The organism is Citrobacter sp. UYEF32 (assembly GCF_040546205.1).
GTDB classification, from domain to species: Bacteria; Pseudomonadota; Gammaproteobacteria; order Enterobacterales; family Enterobacteriaceae; genus Phytobacter; species Phytobacter diazotrophicus.
The window spans coordinates 47,707-62,998 of record NZ_JBEPNI010000009.1; the positions used below are offsets into that span (position 1 = coordinate 47,707).

General features: G+C 53.0%; 15 protein-coding genes. 6 read left to right on the plus strand and 9 right to left on the minus strand.

Translation table 11 applies throughout. From position 1 onward, the window contains the following. Positions 1–2: 2 nt before the first annotated feature. Positions 3–992, plus strand: coding sequence for a bile acid:sodium symporter family protein (locus ABIB59_RS22585; protein WP_354037115.1), 990 nt, complete (start codon positions 3–5; stop codon positions 990–992). Here ABIB59_RS22585 and ABIB59_RS22590 read toward each other — a convergent pair. The 3 genes from ABIB59_RS22590 to zipA form a co-directional block, all read right to left on the minus strand. Beyond that, positions 989–1,204: a DUF3820 family protein gene (locus tag ABIB59_RS22590; protein WP_039079743.1), complete on the minus strand. Its 216-nt coding sequence runs from the start codon at positions 1,202–1,204 to the stop codon at positions 989–991. The two genes, ABIB59_RS22585 and ABIB59_RS22590, sit on opposite strands and share 4 nt — an antisense overlap. Then, positions 1,205–3,220: an NAD-dependent DNA ligase LigA gene (gene ligA, locus ABIB59_RS22595; RefSeq protein WP_071193714.1), complete on the minus strand. Its 2,016-nt coding sequence runs from the start codon at positions 3,218–3,220 to the stop codon at positions 1,205–1,207. Positions 3,221–3,291: 71 nt separating this feature from the next. Continuing rightward, positions 3,292–4,269 carry a cell division protein ZipA gene (gene zipA, locus ABIB59_RS22600; protein WP_354037117.1) on the minus strand — a complete coding sequence of 326 codons (978 nt, stop codon included), beginning with the start codon at positions 4,267–4,269 and terminating at the stop codon, positions 3,292–3,294. 230 nt (positions 4,270–4,499) lie between these two features. Here zipA and cysZ point away from each other — a divergent pair, with 230 nt between their 5' ends. The 5 genes from cysZ to crr all read left to right on the plus strand — a co-directional run bounded on the left by cysZ (position 4,500) and on the right by crr (position 9,336). Beyond that, on the plus strand, positions 4,500–5,261 hold the full coding sequence (gene cysZ / locus ABIB59_RS22605) for a sulfate transporter CysZ (RefSeq protein WP_039079740.1): 762 nt from the start codon (positions 4,500–4,502) through the stop codon (positions 5,259–5,261). A 141-nt stretch (positions 5,262–5,402) separates the two neighbouring features. Next, entirely contained in the window at positions 5,403–6,374 is a 972-nt protein-coding gene (cysK, locus tag ABIB59_RS22610; RefSeq protein WP_039079739.1) for a cysteine synthase A, read from the plus strand. A gap of 382 nt (positions 6,375–6,756) precedes the next feature. Then, positions 6,757–7,014 (plus strand): phosphocarrier protein Hpr, encoded by a 258-nt coding sequence (gene ptsH, locus ABIB59_RS22615; protein ID WP_039079738.1) that lies wholly within the window; start codon positions 6,757–6,759, stop codon positions 7,012–7,014. Between the two features lie 44 nt (positions 7,015–7,058). Then, positions 7,059–8,786: a phosphoenolpyruvate-protein phosphotransferase PtsI gene (gene ptsI / locus ABIB59_RS22620; protein WP_039079737.1), complete on the plus strand. Its 1,728-nt coding sequence runs from the start codon at positions 7,059–7,061 to the stop codon at positions 8,784–8,786. A 40-nt stretch (positions 8,787–8,826) separates the two neighbouring features. Further along, positions 8,827–9,336, plus strand: a complete 510-nt coding sequence (gene crr, locus ABIB59_RS22625) for a PTS glucose transporter subunit IIA (RefSeq protein ID WP_039079736.1) — start codon at positions 8,827–8,829, stop codon at positions 9,334–9,336. A gap of 48 nt (positions 9,337–9,384) precedes the next feature. On the opposite strand, the gene pdxK is transcribed toward crr, so the two are convergent. The 6 genes from pdxK to ABIB59_RS22655 all read right to left on the minus strand — a co-directional run bounded on the left by pdxK (position 9,385) and on the right by ABIB59_RS22655 (position 15,148). Then, complete coding sequence (pdxK, locus tag ABIB59_RS22630; protein WP_039079735.1) at positions 9,385–10,221, minus strand: pyridoxine/pyridoxal/pyridoxamine kinase; 837 nt, start codon at positions 10,219–10,221, stop codon at positions 9,385–9,387. 2 nt (positions 10,222–10,223) lie between these two features. Further along, complete coding sequence (gene cysM / locus ABIB59_RS22635) at positions 10,224–11,138, minus strand: cysteine synthase CysM (RefSeq protein ID WP_039079734.1); 915 nt, start codon at positions 11,136–11,138, stop codon at positions 10,224–10,226. A gap of 201 nt (positions 11,139–11,339) precedes the next feature. Beyond that, the gene (gene cysA / locus ABIB59_RS22640) at positions 11,340–12,434 is read right to left on the minus strand and encodes a sulfate/thiosulfate ABC transporter ATP-binding protein CysA (protein ID WP_071193716.1); all 1,095 of its coding nucleotides are present in this window, start codon (positions 12,432–12,434) and stop codon (positions 11,340–11,342) included. After that, on the minus strand, positions 12,424–13,299 hold the full coding sequence (cysW, locus tag ABIB59_RS22645) for a sulfate/thiosulfate ABC transporter permease CysW (RefSeq protein ID WP_039079732.1): 876 nt from the start codon (positions 13,297–13,299) through the stop codon (positions 12,424–12,426). The genes cysA and cysW overlap by 11 nt, the downstream gene beginning before the upstream one ends. After that, on the minus strand, positions 13,299–14,132 hold the full coding sequence (gene cysT, locus ABIB59_RS22650) for a sulfate/thiosulfate ABC transporter permease CysT (RefSeq protein ID WP_079496187.1): 834 nt from the start codon (positions 14,130–14,132) through the stop codon (positions 13,299–13,301). Before cysT ends, cysW begins: the two co-directional genes overlap by 1 nt. Continuing rightward, the gene (locus ABIB59_RS22655) at positions 14,132–15,148 is read right to left on the minus strand and encodes a sulfate ABC transporter substrate-binding protein (RefSeq protein WP_354037121.1); all 1,017 of its coding nucleotides are present in this window, start codon (positions 15,146–15,148) and stop codon (positions 14,132–14,134) included. Before ABIB59_RS22655 ends, cysT begins: the two co-directional genes overlap by 1 nt. Positions 15,149–15,292 lie beyond the last annotated feature (144 nt).

The window sequence follows — 15,292 nt, forward strand, 5'->3', positions numbered from 1 at the left end:
TTATGAAACTTTTTCGTGTCCTTGACCCTTTTACATTGACGCTGGTGTGTACCGTTCTGCTGGCCACTTTCTTCCCGGCCCGCGGCGGTTTTGTTCCCTTCTTTGAAGGGCTGACCACCGCAGCCATTGCGTTGCTGTTCTTTATGCATGGCGCGAAACTGTCTCGAGAAGCGATTATTGCCGGGGGTAGCCACTGGCGACTGCATCTGTGGGTGATGTGCAGCACATTCATTTTATTTCCCGTTTTAGGGGTACTGTTTGTCTGGTGGTCACCCGTCAATGTGAGCCAGGAGCTCTACACCGGTTTCCTCTATCTGTGTATTCTGCCGGCGACCGTACAATCGGCTATTGCCTTTACCTCACTTGCCGGAGGAAATGTCGCGGCTGCCGTCTGTTCCGCTTCCGCCTCCAGCCTGTTAGGTATATTCCTCTCCCCGCTGCTGGTTGGCCTGCTAATGAATCTGCATGGCGCTGACGGGAGCCTGGAACAGGTTGGCAAAATTATGCTGCAACTGTTGTTGCCATTTGTCCTGGGTCATCTGTCACGCCGGTGGACGGGTGCATGGGTGGCGCGTAATAAGAAGTGGATTTCGAAAACCGATCAAACATCCATTCTGCTGGTCGTCTATTCCGCGTTTAGCGAAGCCGTTGTTAATGGGATCTGGCACAAGGTAGGCGTAAGTTCACTGCTGTTTATCGTGGTATTCAGCATGGTTCTGTTGGCGATTGTTATCGCGATTAATATCTTCGCGGCCCGTAAACTCGGGTTTAATAAAGCGGATGAAATCACCATCGTATTCTGCGGCTCCAAGAAAAGCCTGGCCAACGGTATTCCGATGGCCAACATTCTGTTCCCGACATCAGTGATAGGGATGATGGTGCTGCCTCTGATGATTTTCCATCAAATCCAGCTAATGGTCTGCGCGGTACTGGCACGTCGCTACAAACGCCAGACAGAAAAACTGCAGGCACAGGAAACGGCGAAGGCCTAACGGCGTTTCAGGGGCTGCACCAGATGGGCCAGCCCCTCCGTTTTAATCAGCAAAGCCAGTTGCATAAGTTCGCCCAGATGCCCGGCAGGAAACGAATCCTTACGGGCAAACCACAGCAGGTACTCCTCAGGTAAATCAATCAGCTTCCGCCCCTGATACTTCCCGAATGGCATCTCAGTGTTCGCAATCTCAATAAGCTGTTCTTTTTCCATTTACGCACCCAGCAGCCGTAGCATTTCCGCTTCATCAATCACCGCAATGCCCAACTCCTGTGCTTTCGCAAGCTTGGAACCCGCGGCCTCGCCGGCGATAACCAGATCCGTCTTTTTCGACACACTGCCTGCCACTTTCGCGCCAAGCTCAACCAGGCGGGCTTTGGCATCATCGCGCGACATCTGGCTCAGGCTACCGGTCAGCACTACGGTTTTACCGGCAAACGGGCTGTCTATCTCTTCGGCGTTGACGACTACCGGCGCAGGCCAGCGCACGCCCTCTGCCAGCAATTGGCCGATCACATCGCGGTTACTCTCTTCGGCAAAAAAGTTAAAGACATGCGCCGCGACCACTTTGCCTACATCGGGTACTTTTTGCAGTTCCTCAATGGAAGCCGCTTCCAGCGCCTCCAGCGTACCGAAGTACGCCGCAAGCCCCGCCGCTGTGGCTTCGCCTACTTCGCGGATACCCAGCGCGTACAGGAAACGGGCAAATGTGGTCTCTTTTGCACTTTCTAATGCATTAACTACGTTTTGTGCCGATTTCGGTCCCATACGATCCAGACCTGTCAGCTTACCTGCCGTCAGACGGAACAGATCGGCAGGCGTATGGACGTACTCTTTTTCCACCAGTTGGTCGATAATTTTATCGCCCATCCCGTCAACATCCATTGCCCGGCGGGAGACAAAATGTTTCAGCGCTTCTTTGCGCTGTGCGCCGCAAATCAACCCCCCGGTACAGCGAGTAACCGCTTCGCCTTCCACGCGCTCTACATCCGAACCACATACCGGGCAGTGGGCTGGAAATACGACTTCCCGGGTACCATCAGGACGCTCAGACTCCACCACATTGACCACCTGGGGAATCACATCGCCCGCACGACGAATCACGACTTTATCGCCAATGCGCAGACCAAGACGGGCAATTTCATCCGCATTATGCAACGTGGCATTACTCACCAGCACGCCTGCGACATGTACCGGCTCCAGCCGCGCAACGGGGGTAATCGCCCCCGTACGCCCCACCTGAAATTCGACGTCACGAACAAACGTCATCTGCTCCTGGGCAGGGAATTTGAAAGCCACCGCCCAACGCGGCGCGCGAGCAACGAAACCAAGCTGTTCCTGGAGCGCCAGGGAATTGACCTTAATGACCACGCCATCGATATCAAAGCCCAGCGTCGGGCGGTCCTCTTCTACCTTGTGATAAAAAGCCAGCACCGCCTCCGGCGAGTCGCACAGCGTCACCCTGTCGCTGACCGGTAAACCCCACTCTTTAAAGCGCAACAAGCGTCCGAGGTGGGTATCGGGCAGTTCACCGCCTTCAAGCACGCCCACGCCATAACAGAAGAAAGTAAGTGGTCGCTTCGCCGTAATACGTGGGTCAAGCTGACGCAGAGAGCCAGCCGCCGCATTACGTGGGTTAGCAAACACTTTGCCTCCGGTGCGACGCGCTTCTTCGTTAATTTTTTCAAACCCGGCCTGGGGCAGGAAAACTTCACCACGCACTTCCAGACGCGCCGGAATATTGTCGCCATGCAGTTTCAACGGAATAGCGCGGATCGTGCGTACGTTGGTGGTAATGTCCTCACCGGTCGTCCCATCGCCACGGGTTGCGGCACGCACCAGCACGCCGTTTTCATAGAGGATGCTGACAGCCAGGCCATCAAGTTTCAGCTCGCAGCAGTAAATGAGCGCATCGGTACTTTTCAGCCGATCCTGAACGCGTTTATTGAAGGCAAGAAAGCTCTGCTCATCGAAGACGTTATCAAGCGACAGCATCGGGATTTCATGGCGTACCTGGCTAAATGAGGCCAGCGGCGCGGCACCCACACGCTGTGTGGGTGAATCCGGCGTGATGAGATCAGGATGCTGCGCCTCAAGCTCGCGGAGTTCACGCAGCAGCCTGTCATATTCCGCATCCGGGATCTCAGGCGTATCCATGACATGATAAAGATATTCGTGATGGCGAAGAGTGGTTCGTAGTTCAGTGAGCTTTTGTTCGATTGATTCCATGTCGCACCATCAATGATAAAAAACCCCCGACGGGCGGGGGTTCTGGGGAAATAACGAAGCAACCGTGGCCGTTACGCGTTTGCGTCCCTGACTTCACGGATTCTGTCCTGATACTCACGCAGCTTCTGCGGAGTCATCATACGACGCTGATCATCAAGCACCACGCCGCCAACTTCATCAGCAATGTACTGCGCGGCTTGCAGCATCAGTTTAAAGTTTTGCAGCTCGTCACCGTAAGATGGCACCTGCATAAACATAGTGATACCAGGCGTGGTGAGTTCGCTCATCCGCTCCGGATCAAATGTTCCTGGGTTAACCATATTAGCCAGGCTGAACAGCGTAGGACCACTACCGTCCGGGCTGAGATGGCGATGGAAAATGCTCATATCGCCAAACTTGAAACCAACCTGCTGAATACTGTTGAGCAATAGCTCACCCTGTAGCGCGCTGCCCTGATGCGCCGCGACGTTCATAATAATGACCGTCTCTTTACGCTGCGGTTTTTCCGCAACCGGGGCTTCTTCAATATGCTCAGGTTCAGGCTCAGGTTGCGCGACAGGTTCATGATGCGACGGCTGTGCCGCCGTAAACGCAGGTTGCTGTGGCTGTGCAGGTGCCACAGGCTGAGCAAATTCGCGCTCACGCGGCTCCTGAACGGGCTGCTGCGGCTCCACCTGCGGCGCACGCTGTACCGGCTGAGCCTGGCGCTCTTCATGGCGGGCAGGGGCAGCAGTTGCGCGAGGCTGCGCCGACGCGTACGGGGGTTGATACTGATGCTGTGGCTGTTGACGCGGAGCCTCAGGTTCACTTCCCGCTTTTGGCGGCGCGTTTACCCGATGAACGCGGACTTCGCCCACGCTGTCGTCATCTTCTTCGACATCCTCGTCGTAGGCGTCATCGTCGTCACGTCGCGACTTCATACGTTTTAACGGTCGATCGCGGAACATTGAGGAACGTTCTTTACGACTGGTCCAGAAACCGTGAACCAGTAAAGCGATTATGGCGATCGCGCCAACAATGATTAATATCAGACGCAAATCCTGCATCATTATATTCTCTGTTGTTCTAACACCTTGCCAACACGGCAAACATTTACTCACTAAGAGTATTTGCCGATTACGTCAAGTGCAAGTGTACACATGCCTTTCACAGCATAAAGATGAACGAAATTGTGCTTTTTGCTGTTTTTTCGAACATTTCCGAACGGGTTTTTTCACCTGCGAACAGATAATATAGGTTTTTGCTTTTCTGGCTGTAATAAAAGGAGTATTGCCCGGCTATGGTTTCATCTTCCCCAACCTCATCACGCAGCGGCGTTTTCTATTTTTCTCAAGGCTGGAAGCTCATCACGCTGCCGGGCATTCGCCGTTTCGTCATTTTGCCGCTTCTCGTCAATATCATATTGATGGGGAGCGCTTTTGCATGGCTATTTACCCGCCTCGACAACTGGATCCCCGCGCTTATGAGCCATGTTCCTGACTGGCTACAGTGGCTCAGCTATTTGCTCTGGCCAATTGCGGTTGTGTCAATCCTGCTGGTGTTCAGCTATTTCTTCTCCACTATCGCCAACTGGATTGCCGCACCGTTCAATGGCCTGCTCGCCGAACAGCTTGAGGCCCGCTTAACCGGTGCGACGCCGCCCGATGCCGGCGTATCCGCCATCATTAAAGATATCCCGCGTATTATGAAGCGCGAATGGCAGAAGCTTGCCTGGTATCTGCCACGCGCGCTCGTTTTATTACTGCTCTATTTCATTCCGGGTATCGGTCAAACCGTCGCGCCTGTGCTGTGGTTTTTGTTCAGCGCCTGGATGCTGGCCATCCAGTACTGTGATTACCCGTTTGATAATCACAAAGTGCCGTTCAAAGAGATGCGCGTCGCCTTGCGGACACGTAAGGTAACGAACATGCAATTTGGCGCGCTTACCAGCCTGTTCACCCTGATTCCGGTATTGAATCTGGTCGTGATGCCAGTTGCAGTCTGCGGTGCAACAGCAATGTGGGTCGACTGTTATCGTGAAAAGAACGCCGCCTGGCGCTAAAGGAATTATTCCGGTTCTTATTCCATACTGGTTACCATTATTTCGGCTCAGCATATAGATATGCGAATTCCTTACTTCCCCAGGGACAGTAAGTGGGTATGCTGGGGTGGTTCCCAAATTTCATACAGTTAAGGACAGGCCATGAGTAAGATTTTTGAAGATAACTCGCTGACTATCGGTCACACGCCGCTGGTTCGACTGAACCGCATCGGTAATGGACGCATCCTGGCAAAGGTAGAATCCCGTAACCCGAGCTTCAGCGTTAAATGCCGTATCGGTGCCAATATGATTTGGGATGCCGAAAAACGCGGCGTGCTGAAACCGGGTATTGAACTGGTTGAACCAACCAGTGGCAACACCGGTATCGCACTGGCATACGTTGCCGCAGCTCGCGGTTATAAACTGACCCTGACAATGCCTGAAACCATGAGCATCGAACGCCGTAAGCTGCTCAAAGCGCTGGGCGCGAATCTGGTGCTGACCGAAGGCGCGAAAGGCATGAAAGGCGCGATTCAGAAAGCGGAAGAAATTGTCGCCAGCGATCCCTCTAAATATCTCCTGCTGCAGCAGTTCAGCAATCCGGCTAACCCGGAAATTCATGAAAAAACCACGGGCCCGGAAATCTGGGAAGATACCGACGGTCAGGTGGACGTATTTATCTCTGGCGTGGGCACCGGCGGTACGCTGACCGGCGTGTCTCGCTATATTAAAGGCACAAAAGGCAAATCAGACCTGATCACCGTAGCGGTTGAGCCGACCGATTCCCCGGTTATCTCCCAGGCGCTGGCAGGCGAAGAGCTGAAACCAGGTCCGCACAAAATCCAGGGGATTGGCGCTGGTTTCATTCCGGGCAACCTTGATTTAAAACTGATCGACAAAGTGGTAAAAATTACCAATGAAGAAGCGATCAGTACTGCACGCCGTCTGATGGAAGAAGAAGGTATTCTTGCGGGCATCTCTTCCGGTGCTGCCGTCGCCGCTGCACTGAAACTGCAGGAAGATGAAACCTTTACTAACAAGAATATTGTGGTTATCCTGCCATCCTCCGGTGAGCGTTATTTGAGCACCGCGTTGTTTGCCGATCTGTTTACTGAAAAAGAACTGCAACAGTGATGCCAGATTGTTAAAAAAGCGCAAAAAAGCACCTGAGAAGGTGCTTTTTTGTGGAGCACATCAAAGTTTCACCCCTCCTGGCATTGATTAGACTCCTCGGGTCTGGTATTTAACCATCACATTTATTTTGATGCGCGAAATTAATCGGTTTCTGATTTCACGAAGCTGAATCGATTTTATGATTTGGTTCAATTCTCGCTTTCGCTGCATAATGTTTAATGACGTGCGAAACGTCAAAGGCCAGAAGCGCCAGCACCGGATCGTGTTTTCCACGCTTCTGAGTCGTATACCGTAACGCCGGCGCTAACGATACAGGCTAAAGTCCAGCCGCCAGGCTAGACTTTAGTTCCACAACACTAAACCTATAAGTTGGGGAAATACAATGTTCCAGCAAGAAGTTACCATTACCGCTCCGAACGGTCTGCACACCCGCCCTGCTGCTCAGTTTGTTAAAGAAGCGAAAGGCTTCACTTCTGAGATCACTGTGACTTCCAACGGCAAAAGCGCCAGCGCAAAAAGCCTGTTCAAACTGCAAACTCTGGGCCTGACTCAGGGTACTGTCGTGACGTTGACCGCAGAAGGCGAAGACGAACAAAAAGCAGTTGAACATCTGGTTAAACTGATGGCAGAACTCGAGTAATTTCCCGGGTTCTTTTAAAGATCAGTCACAAGTAAGGTAGGGTTATGATTTCAGGCATTTTAGCATCCCCGGGTATCGCTTTTGGCAAAGCACTTCTGCTGAAAGAAGACGAAATCGTCATTGACCGGAAAAAAATTTCTGCCGATAAGGTTGACCAGGAAGTTGAGCGTTTCCTGAGCGGTCGTGCCAAGGCATCAGCGCAGCTTGAAGCGATCAAAACGAAAGCTGGCGAAACTTTCGGTGAAGAAAAAGAAGCTATCTTCGAAGGCCACATTATGTTGCTCGAAGATGAGGAGCTGGAGCAGGAAATCATAGCCCTGATTAAAGATAAGCACATGACTGCCGACGCGGCGGCTCATGAAGTTATCGAAGGTCAGGCGACTGCCCTTGAAGAGCTGGACGATGAATACCTGAAAGAACGTGCGGCTGACGTACGTGATATCGGTAAGCGTCTGCTGCGCAATATTCTTTGCATGCCTATCATCGACCTGAGCGCTATTCAGGACGAAGTGATTCTGGTTGCCGCTGACCTGACCCCGTCAGAAACCGCACAGTTGAACCTGAACAAGGTCCTCGGTTTCATTACTGACATGGGTGGCCGTACTTCCCACACCTCCATCATGGCGCGTTCTCTGGAACTGCCTGCGATTGTGGGTACCGGCAGCGTCACCTCTCAGGTAAAAAATGACGACTATCTGATTCTCGATGCGGTTAACAACAAAGTATACGTTAACCCGACCGAACAAGAAGTTGAGACGCTGCGTAACACGCAGGCTCAGGTAGCCGAAGAGAAAGCCGAACTGGCTAAACTGAAAGACCTGCCCGCCATCACGCTGGACGGCCACCAGGTCGAAGTCTGTGCCAACATCGGTACCGTGCGCGACGTCGCAGGCGCTGAGCGTAACGGCGCGGAAGGTGTAGGTCTCTATCGTACCGAATTCCTGTTCATGGACCGCGAGTCCCTGCCGACTGAAGAAGAACAGTTTGCAGCATACAAAGCGGTTGCCGAAGCCTGTGGTTCTCAGGCCGTTATCGTACGTACCATGGACATTGGCGGTGACAAAGAGCTGCCATATATGAATTTCCCGAAAGAAGAAAACCCGTTCCTGGGCTGGCGTGCAGTGCGTATCGCCATGGATCGCAAAGAGATCCTGCGCGACCAGGTACGTGCGATTCTACGTGCTTCCGCTTTCGGTAAACTGCGCATCATGTTCCCAATGATCATCTCTGTTGAAGAAGTGCGTGCACTGAAAAAAGAGATCGAAATCTACAAACAGGAACTGCGTGACGAAGGTAAAGCTTTTGACGAGACAATTGAAGTTGGCGTGATGGTCGAAACCCCTGCTGCCGCCACTATTGCTCGTCATTTAGCCAAAGAAGTTGATTTCTTTAGTATCGGTACCAATGATTTAACGCAGTACACTCTGGCAGTTGACCGTGGTAATGATATGATTTCACATCTTTACCAGCCGATGTCGCCGTCTGTACTGACTCTCATCAAGCAAGTTATTGATGCATCTCATGCAGAAGGTAAGTGGACCGGTATGTGTGGTGAGCTTGCAGGCGACGAACGTGCTACACTTCTGTTGCTGGGGATGGGTCTGGATGAATTCAGTATGAGTGCCATTTCTATCCCGCGCATTAAGAAGATTATTCGCAATACTAACTTCGAAGATGCGAAGGTTTTAGCAGAGCAGGCTCTTGCCCAACCGACAACGGACGAGTTAATGACGCTGGTTAACAAGTTCATTGAAGAAAAAACAATCTGCTAATCCACGAGATGCGGCCCAAATTACTGCTTAGGAGAAGATCATGGGTTTGTTCGATAAACTGAAATCTCTGGTTTCTGATGATAAAAAAGACACTGGAACCATTGAGATTGTTGCTCCGCTTTCCGGCGAAATCGTCAACATTGAAGATGTTCCGGATGTTGTATTCGCTGAGAAAATCGTTGGTGATGGCATTGCTATCAAACCAACTGGCAACAAAATGGTAGCGCCTGTTGACGGTACTATCGGCAAAATCTTTGAAACCAACCATGCCTTCTCTATCGAATCCGATAGCGGCATTGAGCTGTTCGTTCACTTCGGTATCGACACCGTTGAACTGAAAGGCGAAGGTTTCAAACGTATCGCAGAAGAAGGTCAGCGCGTGAAAGTCGGCGACCCGGTTATTGAATTCGATCTGCCGCTGCTGGAAGAGAAAGCCAAGTCTACCCTGACTCCGGTTGTTATCTCCAACATGGACGAAATCAAAGAACTGATTAAACTGACCGGTAGCGTTACCGTTGGTGAAACCCCGGTTATTCGTATTAAGAAGTAATTCTTGATGCATATAAAAATGGCACCCTTGCGGTGCCATTTTTGTTTGTTACGCCGGAAGAATCAGCTCGTCGTAGCCTTTCTCCAGCGTATAGCGCATAACGTCAGTCACGCGCGCCCCCGCCCCATTTACCGCCTCGGCCAACGGTTTCCCCTGGACAATATTACTGACCAGTTCAGAGCAGAACAGATCCCCGGTTCCTTTTAAATCCGCCGCAATACGCGGGTGAGAACTTATTTCAACGCTCTCCTTCGTCACCAGAACCACATGGATGCAGTTATCATCAGAAGGGACTGGCGCGCTGGTAATGGCAACCCACTGCAAGGTGTCAGAGAGCAGCCCTTTCGCTGCCTCCACCGCACTTTGCATATCGCGGCAGTGTTTACCGCTCAGAATTTCGAGTTCGAAGACATTGGGTGTAATCCCCTGCGCCAGCGGCAACAAATGTTGGCAATAGGCTTCGGGAATTTCAGGCTTCACGTACATACCACTGTCGATATCGCCGATGACAGGGTCGACGAGCACCGGCAAATGTGGGTGTTTCTCTTTTAGCGTTTTTAACCACTGCGCCAGAAGCGCAATCTGGCTGGCGCTGCCCATATAACCTGTTGTTACCGCTTTCAGTTCGCGCAAGATATCGCGCTCTTCCAACGCCTGCAAATAGCCGCTGAACCATTCGTCAGGAATGATGCCGCCATAAAAAGTATCGTAATGGGGAGTATTACTGAAAAGCACAGTAGGCACTGCCGTCACGCTCAGACGATGCTGACGGATGTTCGGTACCGCGATACTGTTGCCTACGCTGCCATAGACAACTTGCGACTGTACCGCAACGATATCGGTCTGCTGCGCACGGGTTTTGTCCCTGAATAAGATCATTTCCATACTTAGATCCCTGCTCCCTGTGAATAGCTTTCTTCGCCAAATACGCCCGTTGAGAGATATCGATCGCCACGATCACAAATGATAGCAACAACGACCGCTCCCGGATTTGCTTTCGCAATGCGCAGTGCGCCAGCAACCGCGCCGCCCGAACTCACGCCACAAAAAATACCTTCCTGTACCGCCAACGCGCGCATGGTATTCTCCGCATCACGCTGATGAATATCCAGCACCTCATCCACCAGCGAAGCATTGAAAATGCCCGGCATATACTCCGCAGGCCAGCGACGAATACCCGGAATGCTGCTCCCCTCTTCAGGCTGTAAGCCAACAATGGAGACCGCTTTTTCTTGCTCGCGAAGAAAACGTGATACGCCAGTGATAGTCCCGGTCGTCCCCATGCTGGAGACAAAATGGGTGATTCGCCCCGCCGTTTGTTGCCAGATTTCTGGCCCGGTGGTCGTGTAGTGTGCGTAGGGGTTATCGGGATTATTAAATTGATCCAGCAGCTTGCCTTCGCCGCGCTGAGCCATGGATAGCGCCAGGTCACGCGCGCCTTCCATACCCTGCTCTTTGGTGACCAGAATCAGCTCTGCGCCATAGGCGCGCATCGCGGCGCGACGCTCCTGACTCATGTTATCCGGCATCAGCAGCTTCATGCGGTAGCCTTTGAGCGCAGCAATCATTGCCAGAGCAATACCGGTGTTGCCACTGGTCGCTTCGATCAGGACATCGCCCGGTTTGATTTCGCCGCGCTTTTCCGCCTGCACAATCATCGATAACGCGGCTCTGTCTTTGACCGAACCCGCCGGGTTGTTCCCTTCCAGTTTGACCCAGATCTCACTACCGTTATCGGGTCCAAGACGTTGCAATCTGACCAGCGGCGTGTTGCCGATGGTTTGCTCTAATGTATTGTTCACTCACCCTGTCCAATAAAAAAGCCCGGTCGCGCATTCGCTTACCGGGCCTACGGGCAAGTGCGTTCTGATGCACTCACCTCAACCCTCTTCCTGTGGGAGAGGGTGCAAATACTATAAACAGCCCGAGGGTTGCTTTGCATTTACCGTGTAGGCCGGGTAAGCGCAGCGCCACCCGGCAACAATTTCTGATGCAATAACCTATCAGGCAGATTCTGCGAGAGCAAGCTCCTCGCGGTTTTCAATCCGCTCATTACCTGCGTAGAGGCGTGCCTTCTGTAAACCAACAAACAGGCGATCGCCGCGCTCTGGCGCGTCATTCCCGGTCAGTACCACGCTCAAGGGCTCGTTATGCCAGCCCAGCGGCTGTACCACCAGTTGGGTGTAATGACCTTTAGGGGTAGCTTCGAGAACCTGTACCGGCAGTGGTGAATCAAGGCTGGTGCGACGGCTGATGTCGACTTCCCACGGACGCAGGAACAGATCGACCTCACCCTGCTGCGCTGGTGTATAACCCAGCGGCCAGCGGTGCGCCCCCACATGGAACTGCCCGCCGCTGATGGTGCCTTTCAGACGATTAACTTCACCCATAAATTCCAGCACGAAGCGGGTAGCGGGCTCGCGCCACACCTGATTAGGCGCATCGGCCTGTTCGATATTGCCCTGGCTCATCACCACCACGCGATCCGCGACTTCCATCGCTTCTTCCTGATCGTGAGTCACAAAGACGCTGGTAAATTTAAGCTCTTCGTGGAGCTGACGCAGCCAGCGACGCAGTTCTTTACGCACCTGCGCATCCAGCGCGCCGAAAGGCTCATCAAGCAGCAGAATCTGTGGCTCTACCGCCAGTGCACGCGCTAACGCAACGCGCTGTTTCTGCCCGCCGGAAAGCTGGGCCGGAAAACGATCCGCCAGATGGGCCAACTGGACCATTTCCAGCAGGCGGGTAACTTTCGCTTTAATGGTTGCGGAATCCGGGCGCTCGCGCTTCGGCAGTACGGTCAGACCGAACGCGATATTGTCGAACACGGTCATATGGCGGAAGAGTGCGTAATGCTGGAACACAAACCCCACTTTGCGCTCGCGCGCGTGAATGCGGCTGACATCGGTACCGTGAAAACGAATACGCCCGCTGGTCTGGTGTTCCAGACCCGCAATAATGCGCAGCAGCGTGGTTTTCCCGGAACCCGATGGCCCCAGCAGAGCGACCATTTGACCCGAAGGGATATCCAGCGAGATATCATTCAGCACCTGGGTGCGACCAAACGACTTCTTAATATTGGCAATCTCAATGCTCATGATTTCCCTCCTGCTGCGCGCGTTTTTCCTGATTGTTCAAACGCCATTGCAGCGCACTCTTTAAAAACAACGTCAAAATAGCCATCAATGTCAGCAGGGCGGCTGCGGTAAATGACCCCACCGCATTGTAATCCTGCTCGAGTAATTCAATTTGCAGCGGCAGCGTGAGCGTCTCGCCGCGGATCGAGCCTGACACCACCGATACCGCGCCAAACTCACCGATAGCGCGCGCATTGGTCAGCACCACGCCATAGAGCAGCGCCCAGCGGATGTTTGGCAACGTTACACGCTTAAACATCTGCCAGCCTGATGCGCCTAACAGGACGGCGGCCTCATCTTCCTGGCTGCCCTGACTCAGCATGACAGGCACCAGTTCGCGCACCACAAACGGACAGGTGACGAAGATAGTCACCAGGACCATGCCCGGCCAGGCAAACATGATTTGCAGGTTATGAGCTTCAAGCCACGGCCCCAGCGGACCATTGGAGCCATAAAAGAGCAGATACACAAGACCTGCCACCACCGGTGAAACCGCGAACGGAATATCGAGCAGCGTAAGCAGCAACTGGCGCCCGGGAAAATCAAAGCGCGTCACCAGCCAGGCCAGTAATGTACCGAACACCAGGTTCACCGGAACCGAAATTAACGCAACCAGTACCGTGAGCCAGATGGCGTGCAGCATGTCTGGATCGGCGAGATTCTGTAATACCGGGAGCAGCCCTTTGCTAAAGGCATGCACAAAAATGTAGACCATCGGCACCACGAGAATGAAGGCAGAGACTACCATCCCGGTGCCAATCAGAAACCATTTCCCCCAGTTGATGCGGGGGCTGTCATAGCGTTTCAATTCAGTAACTTCCGCCATTAGTGACCTACCACACGTCGACCAAAACGACTTTGCAGCGTATTGATGGAAAACAGCAACAGCAGCGAGGCCGCCAGAATCACAGACGCAATCGCACTGGCCGCCGGGTAATCAAACTCCTGCAGGCGCACAAAAATCATCAGCGAGGTCACTTCGGTTTTCCACGCAATGTTCCCGGCGATAAAAATCACCGCGCCAAATTCACCAAGGCTACGGGTAAAAGAGAGCGCCACGCCCGCTAACAGCGCAGGGGAAAGCTCCGGCAACACGACCTTGCTAAAACTCTGCCAACGGGTTGCCCCGAGCGTTTCAGCCGCCTCTTCGTACTCCGGACCCAGCTCTTCCAGAACGGGCTGGACGGTACGCACCACAAAAGGGATGCTGGTGAAAGACATCGCCACCGCGATACCGAGCCAGGTATAGGTCACTTTGATATCGAACTTCGCCAGCCACTCGCCGTAAAAGCCATTGACTGAAAACAGCGAAGCCAGCGTCAGGCCCGCAACGGCCGTGGGCAACGCGAACGGTAAGTCCATCAGCGCATCCAGCAGCGTGCGTCCCGGAAAGCGGTAACGGGTCAAGATCCATGCCATCAGCAGGCCAAACACGCCGTTAAAAAGCGATGCCACGAATGCCGACAGGAGCGTCACTTTGTAGGCGGCCACCACCTGCGGATTAGTGACGACCTCCCAGTACTGCGACCAGCTCATTTGCGCCAGTTGCATCACCAGCGCGCTTAAGGGCAACAGCAAAATCAGACAGACGAACAGCAGGCTGGTCCCGAGACTTAAGGTAAAACCGGGCAGCACACGTCTGGAGGAGACTGCAAACATTACTTACGCCCCGCCGCCAACAGTTTGTCTAACTCACCGCCGCTGGCGAAATGTGTTTTCATCACATCAGTCCAACTGCCAAATTTGTCTTCCACGCGGAATAGCTCAGTCTGCGGGAATTTATCTTTCAGTTTGTCCATCACCTGCGGGTTATTCACGCGGTAGTAGAAGTCCGTGATAATAGTCTGTGCCTGCGGGCTGAAAAGATAGTTAAGGTAGGCTTTCGCGGCCTTCTCAGTACCATTCGCTTCGACGTTTTTGTCGACCCACGCCACCGGGAATTCCGCCAGAATGTTGGTCTTCGGAATCACAACCTCAAAGCCCTGATCTTCATATTGCTTACGAATGTTGTTTACTTCCGATTCAAAGCTTATCAGCACATCACCCAGGCCACGTTCGGCAAAGGTGGTGGTCGCGCCACGGCCGCCGGTATCAAACACTTCGACGTTTTTCAGAAACTGGGTCATGAACTGTTCAGTTTTGGCTTTATCGCCGCCGTCCGCCTTGTCCGCCGCGCCCCAGGCGCCTAAATAGGTATAGCGGGCGTTACCGGACGTTTTCGGGTTCGGGAAAATCAGCTTCACATCCGGACGCACCAGATCGCTCCAGTCGTGGATGTTTTTCGGGTTGCCCTTGCGCACCAGGAAACCCATGGTGGAGTAAAACGGTGAGCTATTGTTCGGCAAACGGCTCTGCCAGTCCGCCGGGATCAGGTTGCCTTTGTCATGCAGGATCTGCACGTCAGTTACCTGATTGTAGGTGACGACGTCGGCTTTCAGGCCCTGTAAAATGGCCAGCGCCTGCTTAGAGGAACCCGCGTGAGACTGTTTAATCGTCAGCGTGTCGCCCGCGTTATCCTTCGCCCATTGCTGCTCAAACGGGGTATTGAGGGCGGCAAACAGCTCGCGAGAGACATCATAGGAACTGTTTAACAACTCCGTTGCCTGCGCCTGGGAGACCAGTAAGGTCATCGCTGCCAGCGTCAGATATCCTTTTTTCAGTAAGTTAACGGCCATTGCGCACCCTTATAAGATGATGACGATACAAGCATCAGTTTATTTATAACGCGTATGAAACCAGTAACGGTTTTATATACCGTTTGGTGCTTTGGAAGTTGAAAAGGGAATAAGCAATGCGGGGTAGATTGCCCTCCCCCCATG